General features: G+C 60.9%; 16 protein-coding genes and 1 pseudogene. 10 read left to right on the top strand and 7 right to left on the bottom strand.

Going from position 1 to position 17,649, the window contains the following annotated elements:
• Positions 1–101: 101 nt before the first annotated feature.
• The 6 genes from MUU54_RS07625 (at position 102) to MUU54_RS07600 (ending at position 5,384) form a co-directional block, all read left to right on the top strand.
• Positions 102–872: an SDR family NAD(P)-dependent oxidoreductase gene (locus tag MUU54_RS07625; protein WP_247243520.1), complete on the top strand. Its 771-nt coding sequence runs from the start codon at positions 102–104 to the stop codon at positions 870–872.
• Positions 869–1,792, top strand: coding sequence for a 2-dehydro-3-deoxygalactonokinase (locus tag MUU54_RS07620; RefSeq protein WP_247243435.1), 924 nt, complete (start codon positions 869–871; stop codon positions 1,790–1,792). The genes MUU54_RS07625 and MUU54_RS07620 overlap by 4 nt, the downstream gene beginning before the upstream one ends.
• A 9-nt stretch (positions 1,793–1,801) precedes the next feature.
• A complete protein-coding gene (locus MUU54_RS07615) occupies positions 1,802–2,434 on the top strand; it encodes a 2-dehydro-3-deoxy-6-phosphogalactonate aldolase (protein WP_247243434.1) in 633 nt (210 codons plus the stop codon).
• A 77-nt stretch (positions 2,435–2,511) separates the two neighbouring features.
• Positions 2,512–3,219, top strand: coding sequence for a FadR/GntR family transcriptional regulator (locus MUU54_RS07610; protein WP_247243433.1), 708 nt, complete (start codon positions 2,512–2,514; stop codon positions 3,217–3,219).
• A 15-nt stretch (positions 3,220–3,234) separates the two neighbouring features.
• Positions 3,235–4,437, top strand: a complete 1,203-nt coding sequence (locus MUU54_RS07605) for a mandelate racemase/muconate lactonizing enzyme family protein (RefSeq protein WP_247243432.1) — start codon at positions 3,235–3,237, stop codon at positions 4,435–4,437.
• 26 nt (positions 4,438–4,463) lie between these two features.
• Positions 4,464–5,384 (top strand): DMT family transporter, encoded by a 921-nt coding sequence (locus MUU54_RS07600; RefSeq protein ID WP_247243431.1) that lies wholly within the window; start codon positions 4,464–4,466, stop codon positions 5,382–5,384.
• Positions 5,385–5,602: 218 nt separating this feature from the next.
• Here the strand turns inward: MUU54_RS07600 and MUU54_RS07595 are convergent, their stop codons facing one another.
• The 6 genes from MUU54_RS07595 to MUU54_RS07570 form a co-directional block, all read right to left on the bottom strand.
• Positions 5,603–6,607, bottom strand: coding sequence for a TRAP transporter substrate-binding protein (locus MUU54_RS07595; RefSeq protein WP_247243430.1), 1,005 nt, complete (start codon positions 6,605–6,607; stop codon positions 5,603–5,605).
• Positions 6,608–6,643: 36 nt separating this feature from the next.
• On the bottom strand, positions 6,644–7,921 hold the full coding sequence (locus MUU54_RS07590; protein WP_247243429.1) for a TRAP transporter large permease: 1,278 nt from the start codon (positions 7,919–7,921) through the stop codon (positions 6,644–6,646).
• On the bottom strand, positions 7,921–8,454 hold the full coding sequence (locus tag MUU54_RS07585; protein WP_247243428.1) for a TRAP transporter small permease: 534 nt from the start codon (positions 8,452–8,454) through the stop codon (positions 7,921–7,923). The genes MUU54_RS07590 and MUU54_RS07585 overlap by 1 nt, the downstream gene beginning before the upstream one ends.
• Positions 8,455–8,472: 18 nt before the next feature.
• Positions 8,473–9,636, bottom strand: a complete 1,164-nt coding sequence (locus tag MUU54_RS07580; protein ID WP_281433248.1) for a fumarylacetoacetate hydrolase family protein — start codon at positions 9,634–9,636, stop codon at positions 8,473–8,475.
• Between the two features lie 146 nt (positions 9,637–9,782).
• Entirely contained in the window at positions 9,783–10,502 is a 720-nt protein-coding gene (locus MUU54_RS07575; RefSeq protein WP_247243426.1) for a FadR/GntR family transcriptional regulator, read from the bottom strand.
• 34 nt (positions 10,503–10,536) lie between these two features.
• Complete coding sequence (locus MUU54_RS07570; RefSeq protein ID WP_247243425.1) at positions 10,537–11,982, bottom strand: FAD-binding oxidoreductase; 1,446 nt, start codon at positions 11,980–11,982, stop codon at positions 10,537–10,539.
• Positions 11,983–12,165: 183 nt separating this feature from the next.
• Between MUU54_RS07570 and denD the strand changes: the two genes are divergently transcribed.
• The 3 genes from denD to MUU54_RS07555 are packed head-to-tail and all read left to right on the top strand — an operon-like array spanning position 12,166 to position 15,832.
• On the top strand, positions 12,166–13,152 hold the full coding sequence (denD, locus tag MUU54_RS07565) for a D-erythronate dehydrogenase (protein WP_247243424.1): 987 nt from the start codon (positions 12,166–12,168) through the stop codon (positions 13,150–13,152).
• Positions 13,149–14,042: an NAD(P)-dependent oxidoreductase gene (locus MUU54_RS07560; protein ID WP_247243423.1), complete on the top strand. Its 894-nt coding sequence runs from the start codon at positions 13,149–13,151 to the stop codon at positions 14,040–14,042. Before denD ends, MUU54_RS07560 begins: the two co-directional genes overlap by 4 nt.
• 2 nt (positions 14,043–14,044) lie before the next feature.
• A complete protein-coding gene (locus MUU54_RS07555; protein ID WP_247243422.1) occupies positions 14,045–15,832 on the top strand; it encodes an IlvD/Edd family dehydratase in 1,788 nt (595 codons plus the stop codon).
• A gap of 19 nt (positions 15,833–15,851) precedes the next feature.
• On the opposite strand, the gene MUU54_RS07550 is transcribed toward MUU54_RS07555, so the two are convergent.
• Positions 15,852–16,547, bottom strand: a complete 696-nt coding sequence (locus tag MUU54_RS07550; protein ID WP_247243421.1) for a TetR/AcrR family transcriptional regulator — start codon at positions 16,545–16,547, stop codon at positions 15,852–15,854.
• 149 nt (positions 16,548–16,696) lie between these two features.
• Between MUU54_RS07550 and MUU54_RS07545 the strand changes: the two are divergent.
• Positions 16,697–17,649, top strand: a pseudogene (locus MUU54_RS07545) (homocysteine S-methyltransferase family protein).

Below are 17,649 nucleotides of genomic sequence, written 5' to 3'. Positions count from 1 at the left end.
CTCAGACCCGGCTTGCGTCGCATGCCGGGTCGCTTGTCTTTGTGCTCTCGCCTGCTTAGAACGTCGGGCAAGTTCATAGCCGATCGCCGAAAGGGAAGCTCCTGGATCATCGCGTCGTCCATCACCCAGACCTGGCCGACAAGGGCGTCTTGATCACCGGCGGCGCAACCGGGATTGGCGCTGCACTGACGGCAGCCTTCGCAGCCCAGGGTGCTCGCGTGGCCTTCATCGACATCGATCGCTACAACGGCCCACTGCTGGCAGACAAGCTCACGAATACCTCCCGCCATCCGGTCACCTATGTAGGCGCCGACTTGCGACAGGTCGCTGAAACAAGGGCTGCGGTCGATGAGGCAGGGCGTGCGGTTGGAGAGCTATCCGTCCTGGTGAACAACGCCGCCTGGGACGACCGCCACGATCTCGCAACCGTCAGCGAAGCCTACTGGGACGAGGCTCAATCGGTGAACCTCAAGCAGGTCTTCTTCTGCTGCCAGGCGGCATTGCCGCATTTGCAACAAGCCGGCAGTGGCGCCATCGTCAACTTCTCGTCGATTGCCTACCTGCTCAACATGGGCGATCTCCCCTCCTATGCCGCAGCCAAGGCTGGTATCGTCGGGCTGACCAAGAGCCTTGCTGGACGCCTCGGAGGCGAAGGCATCCGCGTCAACGCCATTCTGCCTGGCATGATAGTGACGGAGCGTCAAAAGCGCCTTTGGCTGACGGAGGAGGCTATCGCATCCACGGTTGCTCGTCAGTGCCTGAAGCGACCATTGGTGCCTGCTGACCTCGTTGGGCCATGCCTGTTCCTCGCCTCGGCGGCATCCGCCGGCATGACCGCCCAAACCATGATCATCGATGGAGGATTGCTTTGAACAAACCTGCCTACGCCGCGGTTGACTGGGGGACGAGCAGCTTCCGGATCTGGCTCATGACCGCCGACGATCGGGTGATCGCCGAGCGGCGCAGTGGCGAAGGCATGACAACGGCGGCAAAAGTCGGTTTTTCGCAGATTCTTGAATCGCACCTGGAGGCACTCGAAGCGCCGGTTGGCCTCCCGGTTATCATCTGCGGAATGGCAGGCGCTCGGCAAGGATGGGTGGAAGCGGGCTATGTTGACGCCCCGGCCCCCTTACCTGCCGTCCTTTCCGCTGCCACGCGCATTCCGTCCGTTGAGCGCGAGATCTGGATTCTCCCAGGCTTCGCGCAACGCCGGCAAGAGGCACCAGACGTGATGCGCGGCGAGGAAACTCAGCTTCTCGGCGCTCTACGGTACGATGCCAGCGGCAAGCACGTCGTTTGCATGCCAGGAACCCACTCGAAATGGGTGGCGGCCACTGACGGAACCGTCACAGAATTCAGCACCTTCATGACGGGTGAGCTTTTCGACCTTCTTTCGAAACAGTCGGTCCTTTCGCATTCCCTTGCCGGATCCCCATCATTTGATGCGGATCAGCCAGAATATGCCAAGGCCTTGAAGGCCGCTTTCGGCGCGCCGCAGCGGGTCTCCACTCTCCTTTTTACGGTGAGATCTGCTGCTCTTCTGCAGAACCTGGCGCCCGCTGAAGCGGCCGCCCGCCTGTCGGGCACTCTGATCGGCCTCGAACTGGCAGGGGCGCTGACTTCATCGGCAGACCGGCCGAAGACAACTCTCGTTGCGGCTGGGCGGCTGCTCAGCCTTTACGAAGCGGCCTTCTCGATCCTGCAGCTTCCCTATGAAACAATCGACGCCGATGAGGCTGTGCGTGAGGGGCTCGCCGCTGCCGCCCATCGCATTCTGTCCATCCAGCCGTAAAGGTAACTTATGAACCGCATTCTCTTTCCCGACATGCATTACCCCCTTGTGGCAATTTTGCGCGGCGTTCGACCGGAAGAAACGGAGAGCGTGGTTGGCGGCCTTATTGAAGCCGGGTTCACCGCAATCGAAATCCCGCTGAACTCGCCCGACCCTTTCCGCTCGATCGAGATCGCCGCCAAGATGGCGCCCAACGGCTGCCTGCTTGGCGCAGGTACGGTGCTCACAGTTGAAGACGTGGATCGCTTGGCGTCGGCCGGAGGCCGGCTCATGGTGAGCCCCAACGTGGAACCGGCCGTGATTGCCGCAGCGGTATCGCGGGGCATGGTAACGCTCCCGGGGGTCTTTACCCCAACGGAAGCGCTGGCCGCCGCCCGTGCTGGCGCGACCGGGCTCAAGTTCTTCCCGGCAAGCGTGCTCGGCCCGTCCGGCATCAATGCCATCCGCGCTGTTCTGCCGAAGGAACTGGTAATCGCTGCGGTCGGCGGCGTTTCGGAAACCAATTTCGCGGACTACGTCAACGCTGGCATCACGGCCTTCGGCCTCGGATCCAGCCTCTACAAGCCTGGCATGAATTCAGCCGAAGTGGCTGAACGGGCAAAGACAACATTGGCGGCCTACGACGTGGCCGTCGGCCGTTAGCCAATCCGCAAAACCACTTGTATCAGCGCGCCGCCTTTCCTAGACCTGTAGGACAGGTTTGCGGAAGGCGATAGGATATGAATGCAGCATTTGCTAAGTCATCGGATTACGTCGGCCATGCTGTCGCAGCCATCGCGCGCCTCATACGAGAGCAGGATCTGAAGCCGGGTGACCGCCTGCCAGCGGAGACGGTTCTATCGAGCCAATTGCAGGTGTCGCGGACGGTGGTGCGGGAAGCCCTGCGCTCACTTGCGGCACTCAGTCTGTTAGAGCTCGGTGCAGGCAAGCGTCCGACGGTAGCCAAGCTGGACGACGAGGCCCTTTGCCTGATGATCGACCACGGCGTTATGATCGATCAGATCGACATCCAGCAAATCTACGATGCACGCCGAACCATTGAGGTGCGCACAGCGGCGCTGGCGGCGCTTCGGCGGACGGATGCGGAAGCAATACAGATTATTGCCCACGCAACCGCCATGGCCCAAGATCTCCTGGTCCCCGACAAGGTGATGGAGCATGACATCGCCTTTCATCTCGCCGTCGCACGGGCATCCCGCAATCCGCTCTTTGCCCTGATCCTCGGCGCCTTTCAGAACGTGACCCGCGAGACCTGGCCGATCGGCTGGAGAAGCCGGTCGAGCGACGCCGAGCGGCAGGCGATGAACGCCCTGCATCTCGAACTTGCGGAGGCGATTGCTGCCGGAAACCCCCAATCTGCTGCGGCGATGATGGAGCGCCACTTCGACAGCAGCCTGAAAGCGCTCGTCGCGGCAGGCATAATCTGACCCATGAGGAATTCAATGAAGATCGCAAAACTGGAAACCGTTCGGGTTGCCGAGCGTAGTAATCTGCTGTGGGTTCTCGTCCATACCGACGAGGGCATCACCGGACTCGGCGAGACCTTCTTCGGTGCCGAAACGGTCGAGAGCTATATTCACGAGTATGTCGCTCCTCGCATAATTGGGCGCGACCCTTTGCAGATCGATCTTCTGGCCAACGAACTCGTCGGATATATCGGCTTTCGCTCGTCAGGCGCCGAAGTCAGAGGCAATTCCGCCTTCGACATCGCGTTGTGGGACATCTTCGGCAAGGTGACGAACCAACCGATCGCCCAGCTTCTTGGCGGTTTCAGCCGCAAGGAAATCCGCACCTACAACACCTGCGCGGGCACGGAATACATCAAGAAGAACACCGGCCAGACCACCGCAAACTATGGGCTGACCGGAGGCAGCGCCTATGACGACCTAAACGGCTTCCTCCATCGGGCGGACGAGCTTGCGGAATCTCTGCTGGCAGATGGCATTACCGCCATGAAGATCTGGCCGTTTGATTCTGCGGCGGAAAAGACCCGCGGTCAGTACATCTCCATGCCGGACCTGAAGCTTGCCCTCGATCCCTTTGAGAAGATCCGCAAGGCGGTCGGCGACAAGATGGACATCATGGTCGAGTTCCACTCGATGTGGCAGTTGCTGCCCGCCATGCAGATCGCCAAGGCGCTCGAGCCCTACAACACCTTCTGGCACGAAGATCCGATCAAGATGGACAGCCTTTCCAGCTTGAAGCGCTATGCCGAAGTCTCCCCTGCCCCGATCTCCGCATCGGAGACCCTTGCAACCCGTTGGGGCTTCCGTGACTACCTGGAAACGGGAGCGGCCGGCATCGTCATGCTCGACATCTCCTGGTGCGGCGGGCTTTCTGAAGCACGAAAGATCGCGTCCATGGCGGAGACGTGGCACCTGCCTGTCGCGCCGCATGATTGCACTGGTCCAGTCGTCCTCTGCGCCTCGACGCATCTCTCGCTCAACGCACCAAACGCCTTGGTACAGGAAAGCGTGCGGGCCTTCTACAACACCTGGTACCGTGATCTTGTGACGGCGTTGCCGGAAGTAAAGAACGGGATGATCACCGTGCCGCCGGGCGCTGGCCTTGGCATGGAGCTGCATCCGGAGCTAGAGAAGAATTTCACCGTCAGCCGGCGATTCTCGGACGCCAGGAGCATCTGACGGAGGTCTATTTCCTGGGAGGAATGATGTCTAAGTTTGCTATGGCCGCCGGCGGCTTCGGTGCTTCGTCTGCCGCTGGACCGCTGGTCATGCTGCTCGGCATGCTCATGTTTGCGCTCAACGATGCCATGGGAAAATGGCTGGTGTCCTCCTACGGGCTGGGACAGGTGATCCTGCTGCGCAGCATCGCCGCACTGATCATCCTGTCACCGCTCCTCTGCAAGGCGGGCAGAACCCCGATCTTCGGAGCGGAGCGGAAGGGCATGCAGCTTGCCCGCGTGATCTTCTCCACCGCGGAGGTGTTCTGCTTCTACTATGCGGTCATGTACCTGCCGCTAGCAGACGTCATGACCTTCTGGCTCGCCGCACCTATTTACGTCGCGGCCGCTTCTCCTTTCCTGCTGGGCGAAAGCGTCGGCTGGCGCCGGTGGACGGCGATCGCCATCGGCTTCGTCGGCGTCGTCATCACCCTGGAGCCGTCAAGCGCCATGTTCACGGCACCCGCGATCATCTCCATCATCGGCAGCGCCGCCTTCGCCTTCATGATGATCTCCGGGCGTTTCCTGCGAGGAACGCCGGACAGCACGCTGGTGTTTTTCCAGACAACGGCTGCCGCGCTGGCAGGCCTTGTATTTGCACCTTTCGACTGGTCGCCCATCGCATCAGGCCGCGACTTGTTTCTCCTCGCCTTACTCGGCGTGGTTGCCATGGCCGCTCACATGCTGGTCAACAGGGCGCTGAAGATGTCGGATGCCGCGACCGTCGCCCCGCTTCAGTACACATTGCTGCTGTATGCAGTTATCTTCGGCTGGCTGTTCTTCGGCGACCTGCCGCGGATGAGCATGATGATCGGCGCAGGCTTGATCGTCGCTTCCGGTCTCTTCATCTTTGTTCGCGAGCAGACGCTGAAGAAGCGTCAGCAGGATCGTCCCATCGAAGTTCCCTGACAAGACTCCAAGCGCAAAGTGCATTTTCTAGCGAAGGCCGCTCCGACCGGGGCGGCTTTTCTCATGGGAAGCTTCCGCCCGTCATGCAGCGTCGTCCCCCTGAACGGCGCCTGACACGACGTCACTGCCGTGGCCAAAAGAGAAGGCCCGTGGAGCGAACCCACGGGCCTTCTCGAGAAGAGGCTGCAGAAACAAGACTGCAGCCGCTGTTCGGACGATTAATTACGGATCTCTTCGAGCTCAGCGAGAATGCCGTCGACAACGTCGGCGCCGATCTCATTCTTGTGCTTTTCGTAAACCACCATCGACTTCTCGCGGATGCGCTTCTGCTCTTCCGGAGAAAGCACGTTCACTTCGATGCCGGCTTCCTTGATCTTTTCCAGCGACTTCTTGTTGAGGTCCTGGATCACACGGCGCTCTTCGTCACGACCGACGACTGCACATTCGCGCAGTGCAGCCTGCTCTTCGGGCGTGTAGCTGTCGAAGATCGGCTTGGAGAAGAGGAAGAGGAACGGCGTGTAAGCGTGGTTCGTCTCTGTCACGTAGTTCTGGACTTCGTAGAACTTCGACGTGTCGATCGTGACGTAGGGGTTTTCCTGCGCGTCGATCGCCTTGGTTTCAAGAGCCGAGAACACTTCGCCGAAAGCCATCGGAGTAGCGTTGGCGCCGAGGTTCTGGAAGGTGTCGAGGAAGATGTTGTTCTGCATGACGCGAACCTTCATCCCTTCGAAGTCTTCCCACTTCGTGACCGGGCGAACGGAGTTCGACAGGTTACGGAAGCCGTTTTCCCAGTAGGCCAGGTTGACCAGACCGGCTTCTTCCAGCTTCTTGTTCATCATGTCGCCGAACTCGCCGTCGAGGACCTTGTAGGCCTCTTCAGCATTGGCGAACAGGAACGGCAGGTCGAACACGCCGAGTGCCGGGATGATGCCGACGAGCGGCGAAGACGAAGTGACGACGGCTTCCTGGACGCCCGAACGGAGCGCCTGGGTTGCCTGAAGGTCACCGCCGAGTGCGCCACCCCAGAATGCCGTCAGCTTCAGCTTGCCGCCCGACTTCTCGTCGAGGCAGGCCTGCATGGCCTTAATGCCGTTGCCGACCGGGTGGTCTTCGTTGATGCCGTTCGAAACGCGGATGTTGCGTTCGTTGAATTGCGCGAATGCCGGAGCTGCGGCCGAGAGGCCGAAAGCGATGGCGGTCGTGGCAAGAAGCAATTTCCTCATAATATCCTCCCTTGGATGTTGGCTGAGGGTTGCGGATTAGTAGAGCCAACGTGCAGGCACGATGACGATGTCCGGGAAGAGCACCAGAAGGAAGAGCACGAGAACCTGCGTAAGCAGGAACGGCGCCACACCAATGGTGACTTTCCCAAGAGGCACCCGACCGACGCCGCTGACGACGTTCAGCACGACGCCAACCGGTGGGGTCAGGAGACCAATGCAGGTGTTCATGATGAACAGAACACCGAAATAGACCGGGTCGATCCCCGCTTGCTTGATGATCGGCATCAGAACCGGTGTCAGGATCAGGATGGTAGGCGTCAGATCGAGCGCCGTGCCGACCACGAGAACCACCAGCATGATGACGAACATCAGCAACATCGGACGATCGATCAGCGGAGAAATGTAACCTGTGATTTCCGCCGGAATATTGGCCGCAGTGATGAGCCACGCAGAAACCAGCGCCGCGCAGACCAGGAACATGATCACAGCCGTCGTCTTCGCCGCCTGCAGGATGACGCCCGGCAGGTCGCGCGGCTTGAGTTCGCGATAGATGACCATGCCGACGAACAGCGCATATGCGGCAGCGACCACGGCAGCCTCAGTCGGGGTGACGACACCCGCCTTGATGCCTCCCAGGATGATCACTGGCATTCCGAGCGCCCACAACGCACGAGTGGTCATCCGGACGCGCTCTTTCATCGGCGCGCGCGGCAGCGCCTGGACATCGTCCTTGCGGACGACGATCAGCCAGGTGCCGACGAGGGCAAGGCCCATGAGCAGTCCCGGGACGATGCCGGCCATGAACAATTGCGTGATCGATACGTTTGCGGAAACGCCGAAGACGATGAAGGCCATCGACGGCGGGATCACGGGTGCGATGACACCGCCGGCAGCGATCAGACCCGCCGAACGCGGGACGTTATAGCCTGCCTTCGCCATCATCGGGATGAGGATCGCAGCGAGAGCAGCCGTATCGGCCGCTGCGGAACCGGAGATGCTGGCCATGATGACAGCCGCCAGGATGGCTACGATGCCAAGACCGCCGCGGATATGTCCGACGCAGGCGATCGCGAAGTCGATGATGCGCTTGGAAAGACCACCAGCATTCATCAACTCACCCGCGAGGATGAAGAACGGGATGGCCAGCAGGGTAAAGGTATCCGCACCCGCGATCATGTTCTGCGCGATGATCTGGGTATTGAACATGCCCATGTACCACATGAGCACGACGCCACAGAACATCAGCGAGAAGGCAACCGGGACACCGATCGCCATGGCGCCGAGGAGCGAAGCGATGAAGACGAGAAGGGTCATTAGGTGCGTTCCGCCAGGTGATCAATCGACATGTTTTCGCCGGCGAATGCAGCGATCTCTTCTTCCGTTATGCGGCCGGTCAGAAGCCGGAACAACCTTTCGAGCGCGATGATCACAACGCCGGCACCGGTAAAGAAGCCGATGCCATAGACCCAGATCATCGACATCTGGGTGACGGGCGCATTCATCGTCGCGTTGATCGGCGCCTGCTTCCAGGTCCCCCAGAAGAAGATCGCCGAGACGCCGATGATGATGATGTTCGAGATGATCATGCAAATGATCCGGCCCTTACGGCCGAACAGCATGACCAGCGTCTCCACACCCACGTGAGAATGCTCGCGGAAGGTGACGACCGCACCAATGAAGGTCAACCACACGAAGAAGTATCGCGACAGCTCGTCCGATACATTGATCCCCGAGTTGAAGCCGTATCGAAGGACGACATTGAGGAAGACCATGATCGCCATGCCGGCAAGCAGCAGGATCAGCAGGAACTCCAAGAATTTATAAAAGAGATCGATTGCTCTTTGCATTGGCTCCTCCCGGCTCGCCTACAGCAGCCCGCGCTGCGCGAGGTTATTCATCAGCGCGCCGATGCCGAACGTCCATTTCGGGCAACGGTCGCTGTGCTCGACCCGGTTTATAAGCCGCCCGAGCCGGGGCGTCGATATCTCGACGCAATCTCCGATCTCATGAGTGAAGCCCAGTCCGGTGCCGCGGCGATCCTTCACCGGCGCAAACATCGTGCCGAGGAAGAAAAGCACTCCGTCCGGATACTGGTGGTTGTCGTTCAGCAACTGCGAAACAAGATCTTCCGGCGTGCGACTGATGGCAGCCATCGGGCTGACGCCCGTCATGGTGAACCCGTCGGCGCCTTCCACCTCCAGAGCGATCTCGGCCTTCTTGACGTCGTCCAGCGTAAAGGCCCCATCGAAGAGGCGGATAAACGGCCCGATAGAGCAGGATGCGTTATTGTCCTTCGCCTTGCTTAGCAAGAGTGCCGAACGTCCCTCGAAATCACGCAGGTTAACATCGTTGCCGAGCGTCGCGCCGACGATCGTGCCTTTCGAGGTGACAGCAAGAACGACTTCCGGCTCAGGATTATTCCAGTCGGACTTCGGATGGATACCGATCGACGCGCCACAACCGACGGACGACATCGGCTGCGCCTTCGTAAAGATCTCCGCATCGGGGCCGATGCCAACTTCGAGATACTGGGACCACAGCCCCAACTCCTGCAGCAGCTTCTTGACTTCCGCAGCCTTCTCCGAACCCGCGACCAGGCCCTTGAGGTTGCCGCCGAGAACCGGCGCGAGGCGGCCACGAATTTCCTGCGCCCGCAGCGGATCGCCCTTGGCCTGTTCCTCGATTACCCGTTCGAGCATGCTGTCTGCGAAAGTCACGCCTGCGGCCTTGATCGCCTGGAGATCGGCAGGCGCCAGCAGTTCACCCGCTGCGCCGCTCAAGAATTCATCCAAAGAGCCGAGATCTGCGAAGCCGTCCACTGCACGCAGCGCCGCGACGAGATCCTCTTTCTCCAGAAGTCCGGAAAGTGTCGGAGATAGCGAAGACAAATCCAGCAACTGGCCTTGACTCAGAAGAACCGGGCAGGGACCTCCAGCAGCCTTTGACCAGACGCGACCGACGAGAAGTGCGTCACCTCCGTCTTGCGGCAGGATGGCCTGCGCGCTCAACACCTTCTCAAAATTCACCAATTTCCTCCTTGGCGGGCGAAAATCGCCCTGATTGTCAGGATGTCTGACAACAAAAGTGCGCTTTTCTAGTATGACGGTCGCCTTGTGTCTAGCCACCGCGTCCCGTTGTGGGAAAAACTCCGTGAATCTTTCTGGCAGCAATTTGCCTAGTCGGCTTCGAGCGTCAGATCCAGTCGTGCGGCAGCTTGCGTCAGATGGTATCGCATTGCCTGCCGCGCCGCACCCGACTCGCGGCTGAGGATCGCATCCCTGATACCGACATGCTCTGCGATCGTGACCTCGACGATTTCCTCGAGCACGGCCTTCGCGCGCGCTGCCTGGATGGCCAGGCTGATGCGTTCGGAGATGAAGCCAATGAACAAGGGAAAGTACTCATTTTGAGTGGCCGTTGCGACCGCGCGATGGAAGGCCAGATCGGCGACGATACCGTGCTCGGTCCATCTTTCCGCACCCGTCATCTGCTCGAGAGCCTCGTCCAACCGGGCAAGATCCTCGTCGGTATGGTGAACGGCCGCCAACCCCGCAGCCTCGATCTCCAGCGGGATGCGAAGTTGGTAGAGGTTTTGAAAGACCATTCGATCGCCTGGATCACCTTGCTCAATCCGCAGGGACTGTCGGCGCTCGAACTCGGTCGCAAAAGCACCGACGCCTTGCCGCGTCTCTACCAAGCCTTCGTTGCGCAGCTGGGCGATGGCCTCCCGCACCACCGACCGGCTGACGCCGAAGGTTTTTGCCAGCAAGTGCTCCGTTGGAAGCTTCTCCCCCGGCGCGATTCGCCCCTCGAGGATTTCACGACCGATCTGGCCAGCGATCCGCGTCGGCAAGTGTTCGCTTCGCCTGATCTGATTGAAATCAGCAACTACCAATCCGTCCGCCCTCCCTCGGCTTGAACTACCATGTCTATGAGTTCACGGAAAAATTCAATTGGCAGCCGGGGTTCATCACCAGGTCGGGATCGATCGCGTGCTTGATCGCTGTCAGCAGCTGGCGACGCACCGGCGACAACCGCACCTCGAAGTCGCCGCGCTTCAGCCGGCCAATGCCATGTTCCGCGCTGATGCTACCCTGATACTCGTCCAGCACCGCATTAATGGCGCCTTTGGCCTTGTAGATCTGCTCGACCCGCTCGTCAGGCGTCGCATGTGCGGCGGGCAAGACGTTGAGATGCACGTTTCCATCGCCGACATGTCCGTAGGAGACGCAGACGACGCCGGGGACGGCATCCTCGACCGCCTTTTCAGCATCAGCGACAAAGGCCGCGAGTTGCGAAAGCTTGACGGAGACATCCGTCCGCAGGTGCATCCCGCGCTTGGCCTGGCCTTCATTCATCCCTTCGCGAATGAGCCACAGGTTGCGGGCTTGGGTTTGGGACGCAGCAATCGTGCCGTCCAGCACGATCCCCTCTTCCATGACCGCTTCGAGGAACCGTCCCATCAGATCATCGATGTCGACGAGACCCGAACCGGAGATTTCCATCAGAACATAAGCCGGATAGTCTGCAGCAATCGGGATCGGCAGGTCCGGCATCGCTTCTTTTGCCAGAGTGAAGGCAAGCGGCGGCATGAACTCGAACGCCGACATCAGGTCGCAGCAGTCACGCCGCGCGCGACGGAAAAGCTTGATTGCATCATCGAGGGAAGCAAGACCAAGAAGCGCCGTCGCCACCTGATCGGGATAAGGCGTCAGCTTGACCGAGATCGCGGTGATGATGCCGAGCGTACCCTCTGCGCCGATGAAGAGCTGCTTCAAGTCGATGCCGCGATTGTCCTTACGCAGCGTTGACAGCCCGTCGAAAATACTCCCGTCCGGCAGCACGACCTCCAGGCCAAAGATCAACTCGCGGGTCATACCATAGCGCAGGACGTTGATGCCGCCGGCGTTGGTGGAGACGTTTCCGCCGATCCGGCAGGTACCCTGCGCTCCAAGCGCCAGAGGGAAGAACATGCCTTTGTCCGCGATCGCATCCTTCAATTCCGAGAGGATGCAGCCGGCTTCCACCACTGCGGAGAAATCATCCGCATCGATCTGCCTGATCCTGTTCATTCGCTCCAGGCTGAGGACCACCTGTCCCTGACCAGCATCCGGAATGGCCCCTAGAACAAGACCGGTGTTCCCTCCCTGCGGCACGATCGCAAGCCCCAGATTGCGACAAAGTTTCACTGCTGCGGCAACTTGCTCCGTCGAACGCGGCCGCAGGACCGCAACCGCATCCGTTGTCACATCGCCGTGCCAGTCACGGCAGTAGGCAACCATCTGGTCGCGCTCTGTAAGCACCAGATCTGAGCCGAGATGCTCCCGGAGCGCCTCACGCCATTCTGCAACGGATGCGGTAGTTTCGGCTGTCATACGAAGGCCTTTCCCCCTGTGCCAGTCCTGAGGAGCAAAGCCCTGCAGGCTTTCTCTCGTGGCACTGAAATAACTGTTTCCAATCCGACCATATAAAGTTATCAGACAACCTTACAAGATGGATTTTCGTCGCGGTTTCGCCTCTTCACGCGAGGCTGCGCAGAGAGTGGAGGAAGATTTCTCATGCATATTCTCGTCATCGGCGCGGCCGGCATGGTCGGCCGCAAGCTCACTCAGAAGCTGGTGGCAGACGGAGGCCTCGGCGGAAAAGCCATCAACAAGATGACGCTCGTCGATGTCGTCAAGCCGGATGCTCCCGCAGGGTTTACGGGAGTTGTTGACGCGCGGGAAGGCGATCTTTCTGCGCCCGGCGAAGCCGAGAAGCTGGTGGCGTCGCGCCCGGACGTCATCTTCCATCTTGCCGCCATCGTTTCCGGCGAGGCCGAACTGGACTTCGACAAGGGCTACCGGATCAATCTCGACGGCACGCGCTATCTCTTTGACGCAATCCGCCTTGCCCACAACGAGGACGGCTACAAGCCACGCGTCGTGTTCACATCCTCTATCGCCGTGGTGGGCGCACCCCTACCCTTCCCGATCCCCGACGATTTCCACCTGACGCCGCTGACGAGCTACGGGACGCAGAAAGCCATCTGCGAACTTCTGCTCTCCGACTACACCCGCCGTGGCTTCTTCGACGGCATTGGTATTCGGCTGCCGACGATCTGCATTCGACCCGGCAAGCCCAACAAGGCCGCTTCGGGCTTCTTCTCCAACATCCTACGCGAGCCGCTGGTCGGGCAAGAAGCGGTTCTGCCCGTATCGGAAGATGTCCGCCACTGGCATGCCTCGCCACGTTCGGCAGTTGGCTTCCTCATCCACGGTGCCACGATGGACCTGGAAAAGGTCGGGCCGCGCCGCAACCTCTCGATGCCCGGTCTAAGCGCCACCGTCGGCGAGCAGATCGAAGCGCTGCGCCGCGTGGCCGGCGACAAGGCCGTCGCGCTGATCCGCAGGGAGCCGGACGAGATGATCATGAAGATGGTTGCCGGCTGGGCTCCGGGCTTCGAGGCGAAGCGCGCCACCGAGCTTGGATTTACCGCCGAAAAATCGTTCGATGAAATCATCCGCGTCCATATCGAGGACGAGCTTGGAGGAAAAATCGCATGAGCACCGACGGCAAGAAGCAGATCGCCTTTCTCGGAACTGGCCTGATGGGCGCACCGATGGTGCGCTGCCTGCTGAAGGCCGGCTTCCCGGTCACGGTCTGGAACCGCAATTCGACCAAGGCGGCGCCGCTTGTCGCTGATGGTGCGAGGCAGGCATCGACTGCGGCAGAAGCCGTATCCGGCGCCGACGTTGTCTTCACCATGCTCACCAATGGCGCCGCAGTCGCCGATATGCTCTTTGCGCAGGGCGTCGCCGATGCCATGGTACAAGGAGCGATCCTGGTCGACTGCAGCTCGATCGCGCCACCCATTGCTCGTGAGAATGCACAGAGGCTTGCCGATCACGGCATCCGCAATCTGGACGCGCCGGTCTCCGGCGGAACGGCAGGCGCTGCCGCTGGAACGCTTGCGATCATGGCCGGCGGCGATGCTTCCGATGTCGAAGCACTTGAGGATGTGTTTGCTGCCCTAGGACGCGTAACTCATGTCGGCCCGAGCGGCGCCGGCCAGATCTGCAAGCTCGCCAACCAGCAGATCGTCGCCGTGACCATAGGTGCCGTCGCCGAAGCCATGATCCTGGTCGAGGCGGGTGGCGCATCGCGGGCCGCTTTCCGCGATGCCGTCCGTGGCGGCTTTGCCGAAAGCCGCATCCTTGAGCTTCACGGCGCCAGGATGATCGAGCGCAACTTCGTGCCCGGCGGTGCTTCCGCCAACCAGCTGAAGGATCTCGATGCGGTGATGGCCATGGCGGCAGACCTTTCGCTGACGCTGCCGCTCACCGCAGAGGTTCGCCAGGAATTTAGCGACTTCGTGCAAGGCGGTGGGGCCGAGAAGGACCACAGCGGCCTCCTTCTGCACCTGGAGGCGCTCAACAACAAGGATCAGGGATGAGCATGAGCAAGGACTTGGGCAAGCAGCGCCGGTTGCGGTCGCAGGATTGGTTCGACAACCCGGACCACATCGACATGACCGCGCTCTACCTCGAGCGCTTCATGAACTACGGCGTCACGCCCGAGGAACTGCGTTCGGGAAAGCCGATCATCGGGATCGCCCAGAGCGGCAGCGACCTGACCCCTTGCAATCGGGTCCACGTCGAGCTCGTCAAGCGCGTGCGCGATGGCATCCGGGACGCCGGCGGCATTCCGATCGAATTCCCCACCCACCCGATCTTCGAGAACTGCAAGCGTCCGACCGCAGCGCTCGACCGCAATCTCGCCTATCTCAGCCTTGTTGAAGTCCTTTACGGCTATCCTCTCGATGGCGTGGTGCTGACGACCGGCTGCGACAAGACCACCCCTTCTGCCTTGATGGCGGCATCGACGGTCGACATTCCGGCGATCGTCCTTTCCGGCGGCCCCATGCTCGACGGCTGGCATGACGGTGACCTCGTCGGCTCCGGCACAGTCATCTGGCGCATGCGCCGCAAGTTTGCTGCCGGTGAGATCGACCGCGAAGAGTTCATGCAGGCCGCGCTGGATTCCGCCCCGTCGGTCGGCCACTGCAACACCATGGGCACAGCCTCCACCATGAACGCGCTGGCTGAAGCTCTCGGGATGTCGCTGACCGGCTGCGGCGCAATCCCCGCGGCCTATCGCGAGCGTGGCCAGATGGCCTACCGCACGGGCAAGCGTGCGGTAGAACTCGTCTGGGAGGATCTGAAACCATCCGACATCCTGACGCGCGCGTCCTTCCTCAACGCCATCCGCGTCAACTCCGCGATCGGCGGCTCGACCAATGCCCAGCCTCACCTTGCGGCCATGGCCAAGCATGCAGGCGTGGAGCTTTCTCCGGATGACTGGCGGGTTCATGGTTTCGACATTCCGCTGCTCGCCAATGTGCAGCCTGCCGGGCAATATCTCGGCGAGCGCTACCACCGCGCCGGCGGCACGCCAGCGATCATGTGGGAACTGCTACAGGCGGGCAAGCTTGATGGCGACTGTCGCACCGTCACCGGCAAGTCGATGGCCGAGAACCTTGAGGGGCGAGAGGCCAAGGACCGGGACGTGATCTTCCCGTTCGACCAGCCGCTGAAGGAAAAAGCCGGCTTCCTCGTGCTGAAGGGCAACCTCTTCGACTTCGCCATCATGAAAACGAGTGTCATCTCCGAAGGCTTCCGGGAGCGCTACCTCCAGGAGCCAGGCCGCGAACGGATTTTCGAAGGAAAAGCTGTCGTCTTTGACGGATCGGAAGATTACCACCACCGGATCAACGATCCCGAGTTGGGGATCGACGAGAACACGATCCTCGTCATCCGCGGCGCTGGACCGCTCGGCTGGCCAGGCTCCGCCGAAGTCGTGAACATGCAGCCGCCGGATCACCTCTTGAAGCGCGGCATTACGAGCCTGCCCACCATCGGTGACGGTCGCCAGTCCGGAACGGCCGACAGCCCTTCCATCCTCAACGCCTCGCCCGAAAGTGCAGCCGGTGGCGGTCTCGCATGGCTTCGCAGTGGCGACACCATCCGCATCGACCTTAACGAAGGCCGCTGCGACATGCTGGTCGAGCCTGAGGAAGTCGAACGACGCCGCGCGGACGGCATCCCAGCCGTCCCGCCGGATGCGACGCCTTGGCAGCGGATCTACCGCAAGTCTGTGACGCAGCTGTCGGATGGTGCAGTGCTGGAAGGGGCAGCGGACTTCCGTCAGATAGCCGCGAAGTCGCCGCCAAGGCACAACCACTAGCGACAACGGAGCGGCATTATCAGCGGCTGAACAGGGTCTTCACGAGGGTCCTGTAAGCCAGGACCTGCCGCTCCAATTGTCCCGGATCCTTCAGTGCCTTCGCCATGATGATGGCACCGTCGAAGATGCAGGTGAGCGCTCTGGCGAGGTCCTCTAGTGCGATCGGCTCCCGCGGGGGATAGACGGCAGCAATGTCCTCGATGTAGCCAAGAAACCGAGCATTCCACCTGAGGACGGAACTGGTGTTGAGCTCAAGGACCTGCGGATCGAACAAGCGCTCCCGGTAGCAGATGGACGCGACGAGGCAGCCGGGATGGCCGCCCGGCAGGTCGCGGCTGAGCTCCGCCAGAAGCTTCAACCCGAGCAGGAATCGCTGCAGGGGATCATCCGTCAGTTCGGCAGCGCGACCGAAGATCTCATCGAAGACGCCGTCGTTCTCCGCCACATAGCGGCGCAGCATCTCGCGCGCTAATTCGTTCTTGTCGCGAAAGTGGTAGAAGAAGCCACTCTTGGTGATCCCCGCCTCGGCGATGACCTCCTCGATCGAGGTGGCGGCAAAGCCCTTCGCAAGCACCGACGCTTGCGTGATCTCAAGTATCCGCTGCCGCGTCCGCTCGCCCTTCGATGGCTTTTCGTTCGACAGCAACTGGACCGGCGGTACGGTTTCCCGTTGTTCGGCGAACTGCCCCGCCAGGCCTTCTGCCGGTCCTGGCATTCGAGCCTCCTATACAATCATCGGCTTAGCGGTTCCGACGCAGCTTGACCGCGAGTCTTCTAGATCGGACCACGTGCTTTCAGCAAAAACCTCTGCGGTAACAACTCGGGTGCCGAGGAACCATTGCAACGATACCACAGGAGGACACCATGGCCAAATACAGGAGCCAGCTACCACAGATCATCGATAGCCTTTTTCTCGCCGACGGCGGACTGGAGACGACGCTTGTCTTTCACGAGGGGTTGGATCTTCCCTGCTTCGCGTCGTTTCCGTTGCTCGATGACGACGATGGGCGGGCAAAACTGAGCAAATACTACGAGGCATACCTTCGCATCGCACGCGACAGCGGGCTGAGCTTCATCCTCGATACGCCCACCTGGCGCGCGAACCCGGACTGGGGGCGTGAGCTCGGCTACGATGCTGCCGCGTTGTCCGACGTGAATAGACGCTCCGTCGCCTATATCTCCACCCTGCGCGATAGCTGGGAGCGGCCGGGACAGGAAATCCTACTGAACGGCGTCATCGGCCCCAGGGGCGACGGCTACAAGGCCGGACGCATGACTGCCGAGGAAGCAGAGGATTATCACGCGCTGCAGATCAGTGTCCTCGCAGAAACCGAAGCGGACATGGTGAGCGCTGTCACTATGAACACAGTGGAAGAAGCGATCGGCATCGCGCGCGCGGCCAAGAGCAACGGCATGCCTTGCGTCGTCTCCTTCACCGCTGCGACCGATGGACGCCTGGCAACGGGAACATCGCTGCGCGAAGCGATCGAGGAGACCGACGCTGCGACCGATGGAAGCCCGATCTACTACATGATCAACTGCGCCCATCCTTCGCATTTCGAGGATGCGTTGGCCCGTGGTGAACACTGGGCAATGCGCATCGGCGGCCTTCGCGCCAATGCGTAGCCAAAAGTCATGCCGAACTGGACGAGGCGACGGAGCTCGACATCGGCGATCCCGTGGATCTGGCAAAGCGCTACCGAAGCCTGCGTGGAAGATATCCTTCTATGCGCGTCATCGGCGGATGCTGTGGTACAGATCATCGCCATATCCAGGCGATTTGCGACGCCTGCCTCCCGCGGGCAGCAGCAGAGTGA

Origin of the sequence: Pseudorhizobium tarimense (assembly GCF_022968135.1) — a bacterium.
GTDB classification, from domain to species: domain Bacteria; phylum Pseudomonadota; class Alphaproteobacteria; order Rhizobiales; family Rhizobiaceae; genus Neorhizobium; species Neorhizobium tarimense.
The sequence above is the reverse complement of the archived record's forward strand: the minus strand, read 5'-3'. Positions and strand labels throughout refer to the sequence as shown.